The sequence below is a fragment of the Burkholderia semiarida genome, assembly GCF_029268935.1.
GTDB classification, from domain to species: Bacteria; Pseudomonadota; Gammaproteobacteria; order Burkholderiales; family Burkholderiaceae; genus Burkholderia; species Burkholderia semiarida.
In genome coordinates this window covers 1,094,687-1,109,771 of record NZ_JAHLCL010000008.1, presented here as the reverse complement: position 1 = coordinate 1,109,771, position 15,085 = coordinate 1,094,687, and the positions used below count along the sequence as shown (strand labels likewise).

The following is a 15,085-nucleotide window of genomic DNA, read 5'->3' as shown; positions in this document are numbered from 1 at the left end:
TCGAGCGCCGAAGCATGCAACCGCAGCTACATCACTTCGACAACGTCGCCCGCACCGTATATTCGCCTTCCAGCCCACCGTGATCGGGCCGCACGAAGTACCGCGACGAATCCAGATCGGCCGGCAGCGGCTCGACCGGATAACCGTGCTTTTCCCACGCATCGAGGCCGCCCTTCAGCGCCCGGATGTTGTGGATCATCTTCTTGCGCTGCATCTTCGCGATCAGACGCTTGGCCGTGGCCTCGTTCGGGCATACGCAATAGACGACGATCGGCCGCTTCAGCACTTCCGGGTCGAGCAGGTCCGGGGAATCGAGATCGACCGGCAGCGCGCCGGCAATCCGGTACGGCTCGCGTTCGCGAATCGCTTTCGGCCGCGCATCGAAGATCAGCGGCGGTTCGTCGGACGTCATCATCTCGACGAGCTGCGGCGGCGAGATGCGTACCTGCGCGAGATAGCGGCGGAACTGCACGCGGCGCACCCAGCGGTACAGCAGGAACGTGATGAAGATCGCGAGGAACGCGTCGAGGATCGTGCCGCCGCTCGCGCGTACCCACAGCACGAACTGGACGATCTGGTCGTGAATGGCCGCGCCGCCGATCAGCCAGAACGCCGCCCACAGCGACGCGCCGGCCAGATCCCAGAACAGGAACACGCCAATGCCGATCGCGGTCGTACCGAGCAGCGGCGCCGACACGAGGCCGAGACCCGGCAGGAATTTCGATAGCACGAGCAGCGGCGCGCCGTACCTTTCGAATACGTTACGCGCGAAGCGCAGCGTCGTGTCGAGCGACAGCGAGAAGCGCACGAGGCCATTCAGCAGCCGCCGGCCGCGCGTGCGGCCCATGAAGAACCACAGCGAATCGGCCAGCATCGTCGCCCCGATCGCCGCCGCGAACATGCTGGCCCAGGACGCCTGCCCCATCGCCGCCATCGTGCCGCCGAGAATCAGCATCGGCACGGCCGGCACCGGCACGCCGAGCTGCGTGATCAACACGCTCGCGAAGACGGCCCACGGGCCGAGCGACGATGGAATAGCAATCGGAAAGTGCCACACGGCGGCGCTCCTGGAAGACATGCGGGCCGCGCGACAGGGCCGTCGGTACGGCGGCGCAACGGCCGCCGCGGCATGTCCGCGACCGACCGGTGCATCCTGCGCATTCTAAACGGGTTTGGCCGCGCTCGCGCGGAACACCGACCATCGGCACGGGCTTTGCGCCCGGCGTGACTCGGCCGTGACAGTCACGCGTCCGAGCGCGGCGCGAGCTGCGCGACGTGTTCCGCGTAGTCGGGAAACTCGGCCGCCAGCGCGGCCGCATCCGCCAGCTCGAATTCCGCGAACTCGAACCCCGGCGCCACCGTGCAGCCGACGAGCGCGACATGCTCGGGCGATGCACAGCGCGCGCCGAACCAGCTTCCGGCCGGCACGACCGCCTGGAACACGGTGCCGGGATGCGTGAGCGGGTTGCCGAGCCGGTGGATCGTCAGCCCGTCGCGCGCGTCGAGTACCCACACTTCGATCGGGTCGCCCGCATAGAAATGCCAGACCTCGTCGGAGCGGATGCGATGCCACGACGAATACGCGCCGTCGCACAGCAGATAGTAGATCGCGGTCGATGCGGCACGTCGCGCGCCATCGGCCGGGCGCACGACCGAATCGGTCGCACGGTAGGTTTCACGGAAATAGCCGCCTTCGGGATGCGGCTGCAGGTCGAACTGGCGAATCAGGTCGGTCGCGGAAATCGGCATGGCGCATGACGTCGGTAAGGTTGGAAACCGGCATTCGGCGGCCCGTCCGGTCCCGATTCAGGCGACCGGTGCCGCCGGATGTCCGTGCGTCGACCGCCGCGGCCATGCGCGCGGCGAACAAGCGGACACCGGCCGATGCTGCCAGAACTGCGTGCCGGGACGCAACCGTCGACGCTCGATCGCTTACCGCCAAGACTTCCGGCCGCCCGCCCCGGCACGCGGATCGTGCCGATATCCGGCCAGGCGCGCGAGGCAGCCCGCTGCCCGCAGATGCACGGCCCGCATCGCCAACCGTACCGCCGGCGATTACGCGGTCGCCGACGCCCGCGCCTCGCCGTGCCGCACCAGCAGCACGGGCCGGTCGGCCGCGCGCAGCAGCGATTCCGCCACGCTGCCGAGCAACAGCCTGCGCAGTCCGTGCCGGCCGCTCGTGCCCATCACGATCAGGTCGGCGTCGGCTTCGGCCGCCGTGCGCATCAGCACCGCCGCGATGTCCTCGCCGTACGCGTCGAGCGCGCGCACCGTGCCCCGCACATGCTGCTGCGCGAGCGCCGCTTTCGCGTCGTCGAGCACCGGCGTCGCGGCATCGGTCGCCGCGACATCGCCGTCGCGCTCGGCGGCGAAGCCTGCGTCGACGTCGACGAGCTGCGGCCGATGTTCGACGACGTACGCACAGGTCACTTCGCCGCCGGACGCCGCCGCGATCCGGATCGCCTCGTTCAGCGCGAGACGCGCGCTCGGGCTGCCGTCGAGCCCGACGAAAATCCGCTTGTACATGGTCCGTCCCTCCGACCGGGCGCGCATCGCGCGTTGCGCGACGAAGGCCCGTTGCCGCAAGCCGGCCCGGCGCCGGCTTGCCTGCCGAACAGTCTGCCCCACGTGCCGACACGCGGGTTGACGCGCATCAAGCGGGGCCGGCGCGCCCCTGCTTCAAGCCGTTTGCCGCGATTTCAACCGACCCCATTACAAAAAACGTGTAAAACGCGCACAATTTCATCTTCAAAATAGTCGTTGCACGCAGCCGGTGCGAGGTTTTCCGGTTTTGCCGCCCTGCCCGAGCGCCTTAGGTAGCCCGAACAACAGAATGGCCATCGAATGACCGCCAGTGGAACCCCGACGCGTGGCGCCCGAGGGCCCGCGCCCCTGCAGATCATGTTACGCCAGCCGCTCGCGGCCGGCGTCGTTGCGCTGTGCGCGGGCGCGGTGTTGTCGCTTGGCGTCGCGCTGCTGGTGCGCGAGCAGTGGCAAGCCGCCGTTCATACGCGTTTCGAACGCCGCACGGCGCACGTGACCGCGATGCTGCGCCACGAACTGCAGACCGGCGTCGCGGTGCTCGAAGGCGCGCGCGGCGCGTTCGGCCTCGTCCCGACCATGACGCCCGAGCAATGGCGTCGCTATGCGGAGACGCTCGATCTCGACAGCGCCCGCTCGCCGGTCCGGCAGATCGGCTATGTGCCGCTGACGCCCGCGGCGCGCAGCGCCCTCGCCGGCACGAAAGCGCCGTCGGCCGGCCCGCTCGCGGCAGCGACGCTCAGCGCCCCCGCGTCGAATGCACCGGTCGAGCGCTTCGGCGCGTCCGACGCGGCGCCGCTCGCGCATGCGCTGCGGACCGGCGATATCGCGCTCGGCGTTCATTCGGCCGACGACGATACGTCCCGCGACGCCCGCACGTTGACGCTGTTCCTGCCCGCGACGGCCTCGCCGCTTGCGGCGTCCAGACCGTCCGGCGCGCGCGAAACCGCCGCCGACGGCGTGCTGTTCGCGGCGTTGAGCCCGCGGCGCCTGCTCGAGCGCGCGCTCGATACTGAACGCGGGATCGACCTGTGGATGAGCGCCGGCGGCGATCCGCGCGCGATCGCCAGCGTCGAGACGACGACCGACGAAGCGTCGGCGTCGCCCGACCTGATGCGGCGCACCGACGTGCTGAATTTCGGCGGCACCGCGCTGACGCTCGCCTATTCCGCGGACGGCCGGCCGAGCGCGACCGGCGCGCAGCGTGCGGCCGGCACCGTGCTCGCCGCCGGGCTGATCGCGTCGTTCGGGTTCGCGGCGCTCGTCCATGCGCTGCTGCGCAGCCGCGCCGATGCCGGCGCGAGCAGCCGCGGCCTCCTCAACGAGGCACGGATGATGGGCATCATCCGCTCGTCGATGGAAGCGATCATCACGATCGACGAAAAGCAGACGGTCGTGATCTTCAATCCGATGGCCGAGCAGGTGTTCGGCGTGTCCGCGATGGAGGCGATCGGTGCGCCGCTGTCGCGCTTCATTCCGGAGCGGTTCCGCGCCGCGCACGCGAAACACGTCGACCAGTTCGGCGTGACGGGCGTATCCGAGCGGCAGATGGGCCGCCAGCGCGTACTGTTCGGGCTGCGGGCCAACGGCGAGGAATTCCCGATCGAAGCGTCGATCTCGCAGATCCGCGACGCGTCGGGCAAGCTTTATACGGTGATGCTGCGCGACATCACCGAGCGGCTGCGGGCCGAGAACGCGCTGAAGCGATCGCGCGAGGAATTGCGCGAACTGTCGGCGAACCTGCAGAACGTGCGCGAAGAGGAGAAGACGCGCATCGCGCGCGAGCTGCACGACGACCTCGGGCAGCAGCTCACCGCGCTGAAGATGGACCTGTCCGTCGTCGAGCAGCAACTGCGCATGCCCGGCCGCGCGCACCCCGACGATGGCGTGCAGACCCATCTGCAAGGCATGCGGCGGCTGATCGACGCGACGGTCGCGTCGGTGCGGCGCATCGCGGCCGACCTGCGGCCGGTGATGCTCGACGATCTCGGCCTCGTGCCCGCGATCGAATGGCTCGCGAACGATTTCACGAACCGCTACGGGATCGATGTCGAGCGCCACATCGAGACGGGCGGCCTTACGTTCACCAGCGCGGGCGCGACCACGCTGTTCCGCATCGTCCAGGAAGCGCTGACGAACGTCGCGCGCCATGCGGATGCGACGCGCGTGGCGTTGCGGCTCGACATCGAGGAAGGCTTTTGCGTGCTGCGCGTCGCGGACAACGGCCGCGGCGCGGCGCCCGGCGGTGCGGCCCACGAAGACAAGTCGTTCGGCCTGATCGGCATTCGCGAACGCGCACACATGCTGGGCGGCACCGTGACGATCGACACCGCGCTTGCGCGCGGCTTCTCGATCACCGTCGCGTTTCCGCTCGCCACCGTTCAACAGGACACGCTCATCACATGATCAAGGTGCTCATCGCCGACGACCATACGCTCGTACGCGACGGTCTGCGGCACATCCTCCAGAACGCCACCGGATTCGAGGTGGCCGGCGAGGCCTGCGACGGCCCGTCGACGATCGCGCTGGTGCGTGCGACGCCCGCGCAGGTGCTCGTGCTCGACCTGTCGATGCCCGGTCGCAACGGTGTCGAGCTGATCAAGCAGATCAAGGACGAGAAGCCCGCGCTGCGCGTGCTCGTGCTGACGATGCACGCGGAGCAGCAGTACGCGGTGCGCGCGTTCCGTGCGGGCGCGTCCGGCTATCTGACGAAGGAAAGCGCGAGCGCGGAGCTGGTCGGCGCGGTCACGAAAGTGGCGTCGGGCGGCGTCTACGTGAGCCTGGCGATGGCCGAGCAGTTCGCGCAGAGCCTGAACGAGCCGGCCGAAACGCTGCCGCATCAGCGGCTGTCCGATCGCGAATTCGACGTGTTCCGGCGAATCGCCGCGGGCCAGACGCTGACCGAGATCGCGAATGCGCTGTGCGTGAGCGCGAAGACGGTCAGCACCTACAAAACCCGGATCCTCGAAAAGATGCAGATGCCGCATGAAGCGGCGCTCGTGCGTTACGCGATGCGGCACAAGCTGCTCGACGAAACGGACGACGTGTAACGGACGACGTGTAGCCGGTGCGGCGCGGGCCTCGGCGGGCCCGCGCATGGCGGTTACTTCGCCGGCACCGGGCACGCGAGGTCGCCCTCCTCGCAGGCGAGATAGCCCTTCAACGTTTCGGTGCGCGCTTTCGTCAGATCGTCGAGACAGGTCGATACGACCATCGGGTATGCACTGCCGCCCTCGACATTCGCGCTCGAGAAACGGCATTCTGCATCGCGGTACGCGATCCATGCGCGCTGCGCGCTCACGAGCTTGTCGGCAAGCGGCTGCGCATCGCGCAGGCGCGCGGTGACGGCCTGGTAGGTCCGGTTCAGTTCCCCGTCGGATTTCTTGTACGCGCGATCGGCACACGCCGTCATCGTCGCCTGATCCGTCGCGTCCGCGCAATTCGCCTGCGCGTGGGCGACGCCCGCCACCAGCGCCAGCGAGCCCAGCAGACCGGTCAAGACACGCATGGATGCTCCTTTGTTGTTCGTTGAAGTGTGGAACCCGGTGCCTTGTCGCGCCCCGTGTGCATGGGCCGCGCCACCGCGCCGACATCGACCGCGATGCTAGCGCACGCGCGGCGGATTGTCAGCGGGTCGGCGCGGCGAGAGACGTGACCGTTCACGGCAAGGTATTGCTGAATCGGCGCCGATCGGTGACCGGCGTGTCGCTCATGCAAGCCGCAGGCTATTTGCGAACGGTTCGGCCGACGGCAATTCGTGCGTTGCCGTACTCGATGAAAGAGATGCAAAAAGCCCGCACACGATACGTGTGCGGGCTTTTCCGATACGGCTTCGGCCGCGGCCTTCGGGGCCGCGAGACAACAGCCGGCTCAGTGACCGAAGTACACCGACGAGCGGTCGCTCACGGCCGGCACGACCGCGCGCTGACCCGACTGCGACGTCGCGACCGGGTTCGAACCATAGCCGGTTGCGTCGGCTTGCGCACCGGCGTTCTGCGCGGCCGCGATCTTGGCCTGGGCGGCCTGGATGTTTTCCGGATAGTTGATCCAGTCGTTCGGGTTGTAGCCGGCCTTTTCGAGCTGAACCAGTTCGGCGCGCACTTGCGCGCGCGTCAGCGGCTGCTGGTTCGATTGGGCGAACGACACGACCGGTGCGGCCACCAGGGCGGCCAGTGCAACTGCCTTGATCAGCGATTTCATGATGCGTTACCTCCAGGATTGTTTTGTCAGGCGCTTCGGACTCGGAGTCGTTGCGCATGAGTGAAAGTCTAGGAGGCTCGACTATCAGGGTAAATACTTAAATCGCAAATTCACTGTTGACCGAAACCGTACAATCGCACGGGAATAGGTTAATTCATCAGACGATTATCGACGTTCGTGCACCGAATACCGCGATAGGGTGACGGCCGTGCGCGGGCCAGGCGTCAGCGCAGGCGGTCGATATCCGCCGACGCCATCTGCCTGTCGAACAGCAGTGCCTTGAGGCGAATCAGGTCGGCGGCGTCGATGTCGTCGAACGCCGCATGGTGCAGCGTCAGCGCCGGCACCGCCGGATCGGCATGCGCGGCCCGCACCGTGCCGGCGAGCGCCAGCCGCTCGACACGGCCGCCGGTTTCGTACGGCAGCATCACGCACAACGGCTCGCCGGGTGCCGCGATCGCCCGGCCGACGGCGATCGACAGACCGCTCAGGCTGAGGTCGTGCACCACCCCGATGCTTTCCGCTTCGTCCGCCGCGCCGCGGCAGCCGGCCGCGATGCGCACCGGCACGCGCGGCTCGGCGCGCGTGCGCAGCCGGTCGACGAAACCGGGCGGCGACAGGATCATGAACGGCGCGGCGCCCGACGCCTGCACCGATTCGACCGTCGCGCCGAAACGGGACACCGCGGCGCGGCCGACCGCCACCGCTTCGACGTCGTCGCCGCGCGCGAACGCGAGCGCGGTGGCGGGCTGCGGCTCGACGAACAGCGCCCCCGACGCGCCGACGCCGATCAGCCGGCATCGCTGCAGCGCGCGCGTCGTGCCGACCCGCCGGCGGATGCCGATCGCGGCGCCCGCCAACAAGCCCATGCGCATGGCGGGGACGCCCGTCGCCGCGGACGCGCATGGATCGGTGTCGGCGGCGTCGCGTCGGCGCATGGGGCGGAAATGGTCGAACAGGAAAGCGTGCTGCGCCGGGTCGGCCAGCGTCGTGCCGGCCGGCAGCAGCGCGGCGCCGTCGGCGTCGTAGAGGTCGAAGGCGAGCGGGACGCCCACGGAAAGATCGTCGCGCGCGAGCGCGACATAGTCAGTGGAAAGTCGCATCGGAGAAGCGCGGGGGCGACCGCGCGAGCTATCGTGACAACTTGATTACGGCAGCATCGCGCGGAATCTGAACGGCTCCGTCACTGCGAAGCGCCGGTCGAGTCAGGCGCGGCCGGCGCCGGCTCCGGCATCGGCGATGGGGCCGGCACGGCCGAAGGAGCGGCGCCGACACCGGCACCGCTTCCGCTCGTCGTACTCGCGCCCGCCGGCGGCTGAGCAGGCTGCGGCGGCTGCGATGCGCCCGACGACAGCGCCGCGGCCGACGCGGCTACTTCCGACGCCGGCACCCACTCCTCGACGATGCCGCCGGACGCGGCATCCGGCGCCGACGCGGCCGACGCTTCCGACGCCGCCCCTTCGTCGGCCTCGGCCGGACGTTCGATGCGCGGCGTCCTGACCGGCGCGGAAGCCTTCTTCGGCTCGGGCGGGAACCACGTGTCGAACAGGTCGGTCACGCGCTCGCGCAGCGAGCCGAACCAGCCCGGCGACGGCTCGGTATCGAATTTCGCCTTCGTATCGACGATCCGGGCGCGCTGCGCGCGCTGGAAGAAATCGCCGACGATCGGCAGCGCGCTGTGCGCGCCCTGCCCCCAGTAATCGCTGCGCAGCGTCACGCGGCCGTCGTCGAACCCGACCCACGCGCCGGCGACGAGGCCCGGCTGCATCAGGATGAACCAGCCGTCCGCATTGTCCTGCGTCGTGCCGGTCTTGCCGGCCACATCGCCGCGCACCCCGAAGCGCGTGCGGATGCTGCCGCCCGTGCCGCGCGTCACGACGTCGCGCATCACGTCGAGCAGCATCTTGTCGGTTTCGGCGTCGAGCGCGCGCTCGGGCGGCGCCGGTGCGTACTCGGCGAGCACGTCGCCCTGGCGGTTCTCGATGCGAGTGACCATCTGCGGCTCGACGTACAGCCCGCCGTTCGCGATCGTCGCGTACGACGCGACCATTTCCTTCAGCGTGACGGGGCTCGTGCCGAGCGCGAGCGACGGCACGCGTTCGAGCGGGCTTTCGCGCACGCCCATGTCGCGCGCCAGCCGCGCGACGGCGCCCGGCCCGACCTTCTCCATCACCTGCGCGGTGATCCGGTTGCGCGACAGCGCAACCGCGTCGCGCAGCGTCATCGGCTTGCCCGACGGCGGCACGTCGTCGTTCGGCCGCCAGATCTCGCCGCCCTTCAACGGGATCTCGACCGGCTGATCGATGAACGTATCGTCCGGCTTCATCCCGCTCGCGAACGCGGCGCCATAGACGAACGGCTTGAACGTCGAGCCCGGCTGACGCCGCGCCTGCGCGACGTGGTCGAACGGCTCGCGGGTGAAGTCGCGGCTGCCGACCCACGCGCGAATCTGCCCGTCACGCGGGTCGATCGCGAGGAAGCCGGCCTGCACGTCGGTCTTCGCCTTGCACAGCGCGTGCAGGAAGCCGCGGTCGGACGCGAGCAGCTTCATCGCCGCCGCGTCGTCCTTGCCGGCGTCCTGCGCGGCCTTGTACTCGGGCGATTCGCGCATGAAGGTGCGGAACACCTCGTTGTCGGTGCCGCAGCCGTCGCGGCCGCTCCATGCGTTGTTCGCGATACCCTGCAGTTGATTGCCCTGCAGCGTGAGCGCCTGCGTCGCCATCTGCTGGAGCCGCGAGTCGATCGTCGTACGGACGATCAGCCCGTCCGAGTAGATGTTGTAGTCGTTGCGGTCGGCCCACGCGATCAGCCATTTGCGCAACTGCTGCGCGAAATGCGGCGCCGGCCCCGGCGGCTCCTTCTGGCGCTCGAAGTCGATGCGCAGCGGCCGGCGCTGCAACTGCGCGAACTGCGCGGGCGACAGCTTGCCGTACTTCACCATCTGGCCGAGCACCGTGTTGCGCCGTTGCAGCGCGCGCTCGGGGTTCAGCACCGGGTTGTAGTAGCTATTGCCTTTCAGCATCCCGACGAGCGTCGCGCTGTCGAGCACGTCGAGCTCGTCGGCCGACTTGTCGAAATAGGTGCGCGCGGCCATCTCGACGCCGTACGCGTTGTACAGGAACGGCACCGTGTTCAGGTAGGTCTCGAGGATCTGGTCCTTGCTGTAGACGGCCTCGATCTTCAGCGCGGTGATCGCCTCCTTCACCTTGCGCGTGAGCGTCGGCGCGCGGCCGATCTCGTCCGGATACAGGTTGCGCGCGAGCTGCTGGGTGATCGTCGAGCCGCCCTGGCGGCTGCCCGAGAACGTATGGAGCGCGGCCGACGCCGTGCGCTTCCAGTCGAGGCCGTGGTGTTCGTAGAAGCGGTGATCCTCGGTCGCGATCAGCGCGTCGACCATGTGCGGCGAGATCTGCTTGAGCGCCACCCATTCGCGGTTCGACGGCTTGAATTCGGCCAGCAGCTTGCCGTCGGCGGACAGCACCTGCGCGGGCTGGTCGACGCGCGCCTTGCGGATGTCGCCGATGCCCGGCGTGAACGGGATGAGCACGACCACGTACAGCGCGAACAGCGCCGGCACGGCGGCGGCCGAGAGCAGTACGCCACGGCGCGTCGGGCGGCGGACATGGCGCCACGCGGTGGCGGCGAGAGGCTTGACGCGCGCGACGGCAGCCGCTGCGACGGGTTGGGCGCGCGCGACCCATCTGGCGCACAAGGCACGCACTGACGACACGTTTCGGCGATTCACGCGGGTGGAGCTCTGCTGAAAAGGCTGCATCGTACCAAACTCGCGCGGCCGGCCGCCCCGCGGCGGCCTTGCGCCGGCACACGCGCCGCGGTGTCGCGGCGGCGCTCACGCAAGAAAGGCGGGTGCCCGGCAACCGGAACGACGCGCCAAACCTGGTACGACGAACGGAACGCCGCGCGAAGCGGCCGTAACGGGGACACCGCAATGGGGGGCGACCGGCGCCGCGGCTCAGCGCACGAGAAATCCGTACGTGAGCGGATCGCGCTCATCGACGATCCAGTTCGCGAACCCGCAGATATGCGCGCTGCCTTCCACTTCCGGGATCACGGCCGGGAGGCCGCCGACCGTCGTTTCGCGCAGCACGCGCCCCTTGAAGACCGTGCCGACGATCGATTCGTTGACGAGCGTGTCGGCCGCCGCGAGCAGCCCGCGCTGGTAGAGCTGCGCGACGCGCCCGCCGGTGCCGGAGCCGGTCGGCGAGCGGTCGACCTCGCGATCCGCGAACACGCAGCAGTTCGCCTGCGTCGAACCCGCGTGGCGCGGCGCGTTCGCGATGATCGTGCCGTAGATATGGTTGATTTCCGGGATCTCCGGATGCACGACCGGATACGCCGCGTTCGCGGCCGCCTTCACTTCCGCGCCGAAGCGAATCAGTTTTTCGACCGCCGATTCGCGCACCGGCAGGTCGAATGGCGCGCCGTCGACATAGAAATAGAACGCGCCGCCATACGCGATGTCGCCGGTCACGGTGCCGAACGACGGCGTCTGAACCGACACGTCGCGTTGCCAGATGAACGACGGCACGTTGACGAAGCGCACCGGCCCCGCATGCTCGCCGTCCCACTGGACGAACGCCTCGATGAAGCCGCACGGCGCGTCGATGCCGACCCGCGTCTCGGGCACCGTGCGCTGCACCCAGCCGAGCTCGACGGCCGCTGTCGACAGCGCGATCACACCGTGTCCGCAATGGTCGCTATAGCCTTCGTTGTGCACGAAGATCACGCCGAAATCGGCATTCGGCGACACGGGCTCGGTCAGATAGCCGCCATACATGTCGGCATGGCCGCGCGGTTCGAACATCAGCGCGCGGCGGATTTCGTCGGCATGCGCCTTGAGCCATGCGCGGCGCTGGACGATCGTCGCGCCGGGCAGCCGCGGCAGCCCGCTCGTGACGATGCGAAACGCTTCGCCGCCGGTATGCACTTCGACGGTGGACAGGGATCGGGAAATCTTCATGACGAATTGGATGCGTTGAAACGAAGGACGGCGGCCGGGCCGCCGTCCGGTGACGGGATTACTTCGCGTACGGTTCCGGCAGGCCGTTGCGGATCACGTAGACGGTGGTCGGCGCGCCTTTCAGGTCGCCGTTCGCGTCGAACGAATAGGTGCCGGCGACGCCCGCGTAGTTCGACTTCGCGAGCTGCGCGCTCAGCTTCGCCTTGTCGGTGGTCGTGCCGGCCTTGACCATCGCGTCGGCGAGCAGCTTCACGCCGTCGTAGTAATTGACGCCGTAGACCTGCGTATCGGTGTGATAGGTGTCGTGGTACTTCTTCAGGAATGCGCGCCCGGCCGGCGTCTTCTCGAGCGCGACGCCGCCCTGCGCGCAGTAGACGATCGACGCCGCCTCGCCCGCGACCTTGCCCATGTCGGCCGAACAAATGCCGTCACCGCCGAGCAGCTTCGCCCGCAAGCCGCGCTGCTTCATCTGCTTGGCCATCGGCGCGCCCTGCGCCGCATAGCCGCCGAGGAAGATCACGTCGGGGTTGGCGGCCTTGATCTTGGTGAGAATGCCGAGGAAGTCGGTGGCCGACGAATTCGTGTATTCCTGGTCGACGATCTTGATCCCGTTCGCCTGCGCGACGTTCATGAACTGCTCGGCGACGCCCTGCCCGTATGCGGTGCGATCGTCGATCACGGCGGCGGTTTTCGCGTTCAGCGTCTTCGCGGCGAACGTGGCCATCGTGCCGCCGAGCTGCTCGTCGCTCGCGCCGATCCTGAAGATGTTCTTGAAGCCCTGCTTCGTCAGCGCCGGGTTCGACGCGACCGGCAGGATCGGCACGCCGGCAGTCGAATACACGCGCGACGCAGGAATCGCGACACCGGAGTTATACGGCCCGAGCACCGCGACGACGCCCTTGTCGACGAGGTTCTGCGCGACCTGCACGCCGGCCTTCGGGTCGGCCTGGTCGTCTTCGGAAACCAGTTTGAAGGTCACGGTCTTTCCGCCGACCTTCACGCCAGCCTTGTTGAGCTCGTCGACCGCCAGCCGCGCGCCGTTTTCATTGTCCTTGCCGTTGGCGGCCTGCGGGCCCGTGAGCGGCGCCGAATGGCCGATCATCACGACCTCCTGCGCATGCGCGGAAGTCAGCGCGCCAGCGGCGACGGCCACCGAAAGCGCGGTCACGAGGTGTCGCATGATGTCTCCTGATTGGTTTTGTGTGAAACCAATGTAGGACATGCGTGGTCACATCGCAAGCAATTTCAAAATAATCGTCGGCATTTTGGTCATATTGAAGACCAGAACGGATGCGCGCGCGGGCCGGTCATTTCGGCGCGATGTCGCGCCGCACGCGGCGGATGTGCTGTTCGACGTAGAACGCAGCCGCATCGGCATCGCCGGACACGATCGCCTCGTAGATCAGCCGGTGTTCGGACACGTAGAGCCGGATCCGGCCCGCGTCGTAGATGCCGTCGTCCTTCAGCCGCTTCCACAGCGGCTGGTCCATCGTCTTCGCGACCTCGTCCGCGATCTTCACGATCAGCGCGTCGCCCGTCATCAGCGCGAGCTGCCGGTGGAACAGCCGGTCGCTCTCGTTCCACAGCGCGCGCTGGTGCGGATCGTCGATGTCGGTGATGGTTTCCATCTGCGCGAGATAGCGCTCGGCGCCGGCGTCGGCGCGGCCATGGGCGGCCGCGAGGCGCGCGATCGCGGGCTCCAGGATCAGCCGCACGTCGAGCGTCGACGTCGGGCTGAAATCGGCCTCGAGCACGGTGTGCGCGTCGCCGTGCCGCGAGAGCACGTCGAGCGGCGCCGCGACGACGTAGGTGCCCGAATTGCGCTTCGTGAAGACGAGACCTTCGTTCTGCAGCGCGCCGAGCGCTTCGCGCACCGCCGGCCGGCCGACCTGGAACAGCGCCGCGAGCTCGCGCTCGGACGGCAGCCGCGATTCGGCCGCGTAGCGCCCGGCGCGAATCTCGTCGCGGATCTTTTCGGCTACCTGCTCGTAGATCTGCAGCGGCCTGAAACCGCCTTCGAGTGAGTCGGGGCGCGCGGACATCATCGTATGGCTCCTGCCCGTTCGCGGGCGTGGGATCTGGAATGGGTTCGCACTATACCGGAGCGGGCGGGCAGCGCGGCATCGGCGAGCCTTCTGGCCAGATATTAGAACCAAAATCCACGAAGCGCTTTATTTTCTGGGTTGCGGGCGCGCCAGCAAGTGGTATAGATTCGATCCACTGCCCTGTGTCACGGTATCCGGCAGACCCGCGGCGGGCGCGGCATGCGTCCGCCGACCACACTCACCGACGCCCCCGACGTACACGATGACCGCCCTTTCCCCGATTCCCGTTTTCGACGCGGCCGACACGGCCGCGCTGCTCCACTACCCGGCGCTGCTCGCCACGCTCACGCAAGCGGTCGTCGAGTATGCGGCAGGCGAGATCGTCAGCCCCGAACGCTTGGTCGTGCCGCTACAAGGTGGCGGCGTGATGCTGTCGATGCCGTCGAGCGCGCACGACCTGGCGAGCCACAAGCTCGTGAACGTGTGCCCCGGCAACGGGGCGCGCGGGTTGCCGACGATCCTCGGCCAGGTCACCGCGTACGATGCCGCCACCGGGGAAATGCGCTTCGCGCTCGACGGCCCGACCGTCACCGGCCGCCGCACGGCGGCGATCACCGCGCTCGGCATCCACGCGCTGCACGGCGCCGCGCCGCGCGAGATCCTGCTGATCGGCACCGGCAAGCAGGCCGCCAATCATGCGGAAGCGCTCGCGGCGATCTTTCCGGACGCGCGCCTTCACGTGCGCGGCACGCGCGCGGACAGCGCGGCCGCGTTCTGCGCGGCCCACCGCGCGCATGCGCCGCACCTCGCGCCGCTCGACGGCGACGCGATTCCCGACGCGATCGACGTGGTCGTCACGCTGACGACGAGCCGCACGCCCGTCTACCGCGAAGCCGTGCGCGAAGGCCGGCTCGTGGTCGGCGTCGGCGCGTTCACCGCGGATGCCGCCGAGATCGACGCGAACACGGTGCGGGGCAGCCGGCTCGTCGTCGACGATCCGGCCGGCGCGCGCCACGAAGCCGGCGACTTGATCGTCGCGCAAGTCGACTGGCGGCACGTCGCATCGCTCGCCGACGTGCTGAACGGCACCTTCGCCCGCGGCGGCCCGCTGCTGTTCAAGAGCGTCGGCTGCGCCGCGTGGGACCTGGCCGCTTGCCGCACCGCGCGCGACGCACTGGCCGCGCGCGGCGCCGGCTGACCCGGCCGCGCGACCGTTCGCACCGCTCGCGCGGCATCGCCTCGTCGGATTCATACCGGCGATTTCCCGTACGCGGTGTAGGAAACGCCCTACACCGCGTCGAAGCGGCCTACACGAACT

13 protein-coding genes are annotated in these 15,085 nt (G+C 68.8%); 3 read left to right on the top strand and 10 right to left on the bottom strand.

All coding sequences use genetic code 11. The features are described from left to right. Nucleotides 1-31: 31 nt before the first annotated feature. The 3 genes from KPB06_RS28270 to KPB06_RS28260 all read right to left on the bottom strand — a co-directional run bounded on the left by KPB06_RS28270 (nt 32) and on the right by KPB06_RS28260 (nt 2,526). Complete coding sequence (locus KPB06_RS28270; RefSeq protein ID WP_059639459.1) at nt 32-1,057, bottom strand: DedA family protein/thiosulfate sulfurtransferase GlpE; 1,026 nt, start codon at nt 1,055-1,057, stop codon at nt 32-34. A 185-nt stretch (nt 1,058-1,242) separates the two neighbouring features. Beyond that, on the bottom strand, nt 1,243-1,749 hold the full coding sequence (locus KPB06_RS28265; RefSeq protein WP_060310966.1) for a cupin domain-containing protein: 507 nt from the start codon (nt 1,747-1,749) through the stop codon (nt 1,243-1,245). Nucleotides 1,750-2,055: 306 nt separating this feature from the next. Next, nucleotides 2,056-2,526 (bottom strand): universal stress protein, encoded by a 471-nt coding sequence (locus tag KPB06_RS28260; protein WP_059574423.1) that lies wholly within the window; start codon nt 2,524-2,526, stop codon nt 2,056-2,058. A gap of 318 nt (nt 2,527-2,844) precedes the next feature. Here KPB06_RS28260 and KPB06_RS28255 point away from each other — a divergent pair, with 318 nt between their 5' ends. Together KPB06_RS28255 and KPB06_RS28250 are read left to right on the top strand one after the other, a co-directional pair. Beyond that, nucleotides 2,845-4,947, top strand: a complete 2,103-nt coding sequence (locus KPB06_RS28255; RefSeq protein WP_275905843.1) for a PAS domain S-box protein — start codon at nt 2,845-2,847, stop codon at nt 4,945-4,947. Next, complete coding sequence (locus KPB06_RS28250) at nt 4,944-5,591, top strand: response regulator (protein WP_006483707.1); 648 nt, start codon at nt 4,944-4,946, stop codon at nt 5,589-5,591. Before KPB06_RS28255 ends, KPB06_RS28250 begins: the two co-directional genes overlap by 4 nt. A 53-nt stretch (nt 5,592-5,644) precedes the next feature. Here the strand turns inward: KPB06_RS28250 and KPB06_RS28245 are convergent, their stop codons facing one another. The 7 genes from KPB06_RS28245 to KPB06_RS28215 all read right to left on the bottom strand — a co-directional run bounded on the left by KPB06_RS28245 (nt 5,645) and on the right by KPB06_RS28215 (nt 13,767). After that, entirely contained in the window at nt 5,645-6,049 is a 405-nt protein-coding gene (locus KPB06_RS28245; RefSeq protein ID WP_059639457.1) for a lysozyme inhibitor LprI family protein, read from the bottom strand. 362 nt (nt 6,050-6,411) lie between these two features. Continuing rightward, on the bottom strand, nt 6,412-6,741 hold the full coding sequence (locus tag KPB06_RS28240) for a DUF4148 domain-containing protein (protein WP_027783001.1): 330 nt from the start codon (nt 6,739-6,741) through the stop codon (nt 6,412-6,414). A gap of 224 nt (nt 6,742-6,965) precedes the next feature. Next, nucleotides 6,966-7,844: a PilZ domain-containing protein gene (locus KPB06_RS28235; protein ID WP_275905844.1), complete on the bottom strand. Its 879-nt coding sequence runs from the start codon at nt 7,842-7,844 to the stop codon at nt 6,966-6,968. An 80-nt stretch (nt 7,845-7,924) separates the two neighbouring features. After that, a complete protein-coding gene (locus KPB06_RS28230) occupies nt 7,925-10,516 on the bottom strand; it encodes a penicillin-binding protein 1A (protein ID WP_275905845.1) in 2,592 nt (863 codons plus the stop codon). 198 nt (nt 10,517-10,714) lie between these two features. Continuing rightward, complete coding sequence (gene lhpH, locus KPB06_RS28225) at nt 10,715-11,722, bottom strand: trans-3-hydroxy-L-proline dehydratase (RefSeq protein WP_124658141.1); 1,008 nt, start codon at nt 11,720-11,722, stop codon at nt 10,715-10,717. 58 nt (nt 11,723-11,780) lie between these two features. Next, the gene (locus KPB06_RS28220; RefSeq protein WP_275905846.1) at nt 11,781-12,902 is read right to left on the bottom strand and encodes a branched-chain amino acid ABC transporter substrate-binding protein; all 1,122 of its coding nucleotides are present in this window, start codon (nt 12,900-12,902) and stop codon (nt 11,781-11,783) included. A 127-nt stretch (nt 12,903-13,029) separates the two neighbouring features. Then, nucleotides 13,030-13,767 (bottom strand): FadR/GntR family transcriptional regulator, encoded by a 738-nt coding sequence (locus KPB06_RS28215; protein ID WP_059574429.1) that lies wholly within the window; start codon nt 13,765-13,767, stop codon nt 13,030-13,032. Nucleotides 13,768-14,029: 262 nt separating this feature from the next. Here KPB06_RS28215 and lhpI point away from each other — a divergent pair, with 262 nt between their 5' ends. Continuing rightward, nucleotides 14,030-14,965: a bifunctional Delta(1)-pyrroline-2-carboxylate/Delta(1)-piperideine-2-carboxylate reductase gene (lhpI, locus tag KPB06_RS28210; RefSeq protein ID WP_059574430.1), complete on the top strand. Its 936-nt coding sequence runs from the start codon at nt 14,030-14,032 to the stop codon at nt 14,963-14,965. Nucleotides 14,966-15,085 lie beyond the last annotated feature (120 nt).

Excerpts from the sequence above, each read along its gene's own strand:
- KPB06_RS28265 (WP_060310966.1), bottom strand. The coding sequence starts at position 1,749 with ATGCCGATTTCCGCGACCGACCTGATTCGCCAGTTCGACCTGCAGCCG.
- KPB06_RS28260 (WP_059574423.1), bottom strand. The coding sequence starts at position 2,526 with ATGTACAAGCGGATTTTCGTCGGGCTCGACGGCAGCCCGAGCGCGCGT.
- KPB06_RS28255 (WP_275905843.1), top strand. The coding sequence starts at position 2,845 with ATGACCGCCAGTGGAACCCCGACGCGTGGCGCCCGAGGGCCCGCGCCC.
- KPB06_RS28250 (WP_006483707.1), top strand. The coding sequence starts at position 4,944 with ATGATCAAGGTGCTCATCGCCGACGACCATACGCTCGTACGCGACGGT.
- KPB06_RS28245 (WP_059639457.1), bottom strand. The coding sequence starts at position 6,049 with ATGCGTGTCTTGACCGGTCTGCTGGGCTCGCTGGCGCTGGTGGCGGGC.
- KPB06_RS28240 (WP_027783001.1), bottom strand. The coding sequence starts at position 6,741 with ATGAAATCGCTGATCAAGGCAGTTGCACTGGCCGCCCTGGTGGCCGCA.
- KPB06_RS28235 (WP_275905844.1), bottom strand. The coding sequence starts at position 7,844 with ATGCGACTTTCCACTGACTATGTCGCGCTCGCGCGCGACGATCTTTCC.
- KPB06_RS28230 (WP_275905845.1), bottom strand. The coding sequence starts at position 10,516 with ATGCAGCCTTTTCAGCAGAGCTCCACCCGCGTGAATCGCCGAAACGTG.
- lhpH (WP_124658141.1), bottom strand. The coding sequence starts at position 11,722 with ATGAAGATTTCCCGATCCCTGTCCACCGTCGAAGTGCATACCGGCGGC.
- KPB06_RS28220 (WP_275905846.1), bottom strand. The coding sequence starts at position 12,902 with ATGCGACACCTCGTGACCGCGCTTTCGGTGGCCGTCGCCGCTGGCGCG.
- KPB06_RS28215 (WP_059574429.1), bottom strand. The coding sequence starts at position 13,767 with ATGATGTCCGCGCGCCCCGACTCACTCGAAGGCGGTTTCAGGCCGCTG.
- lhpI (WP_059574430.1), top strand. The coding sequence starts at position 14,030 with ATGACCGCCCTTTCCCCGATTCCCGTTTTCGACGCGGCCGACACGGCC.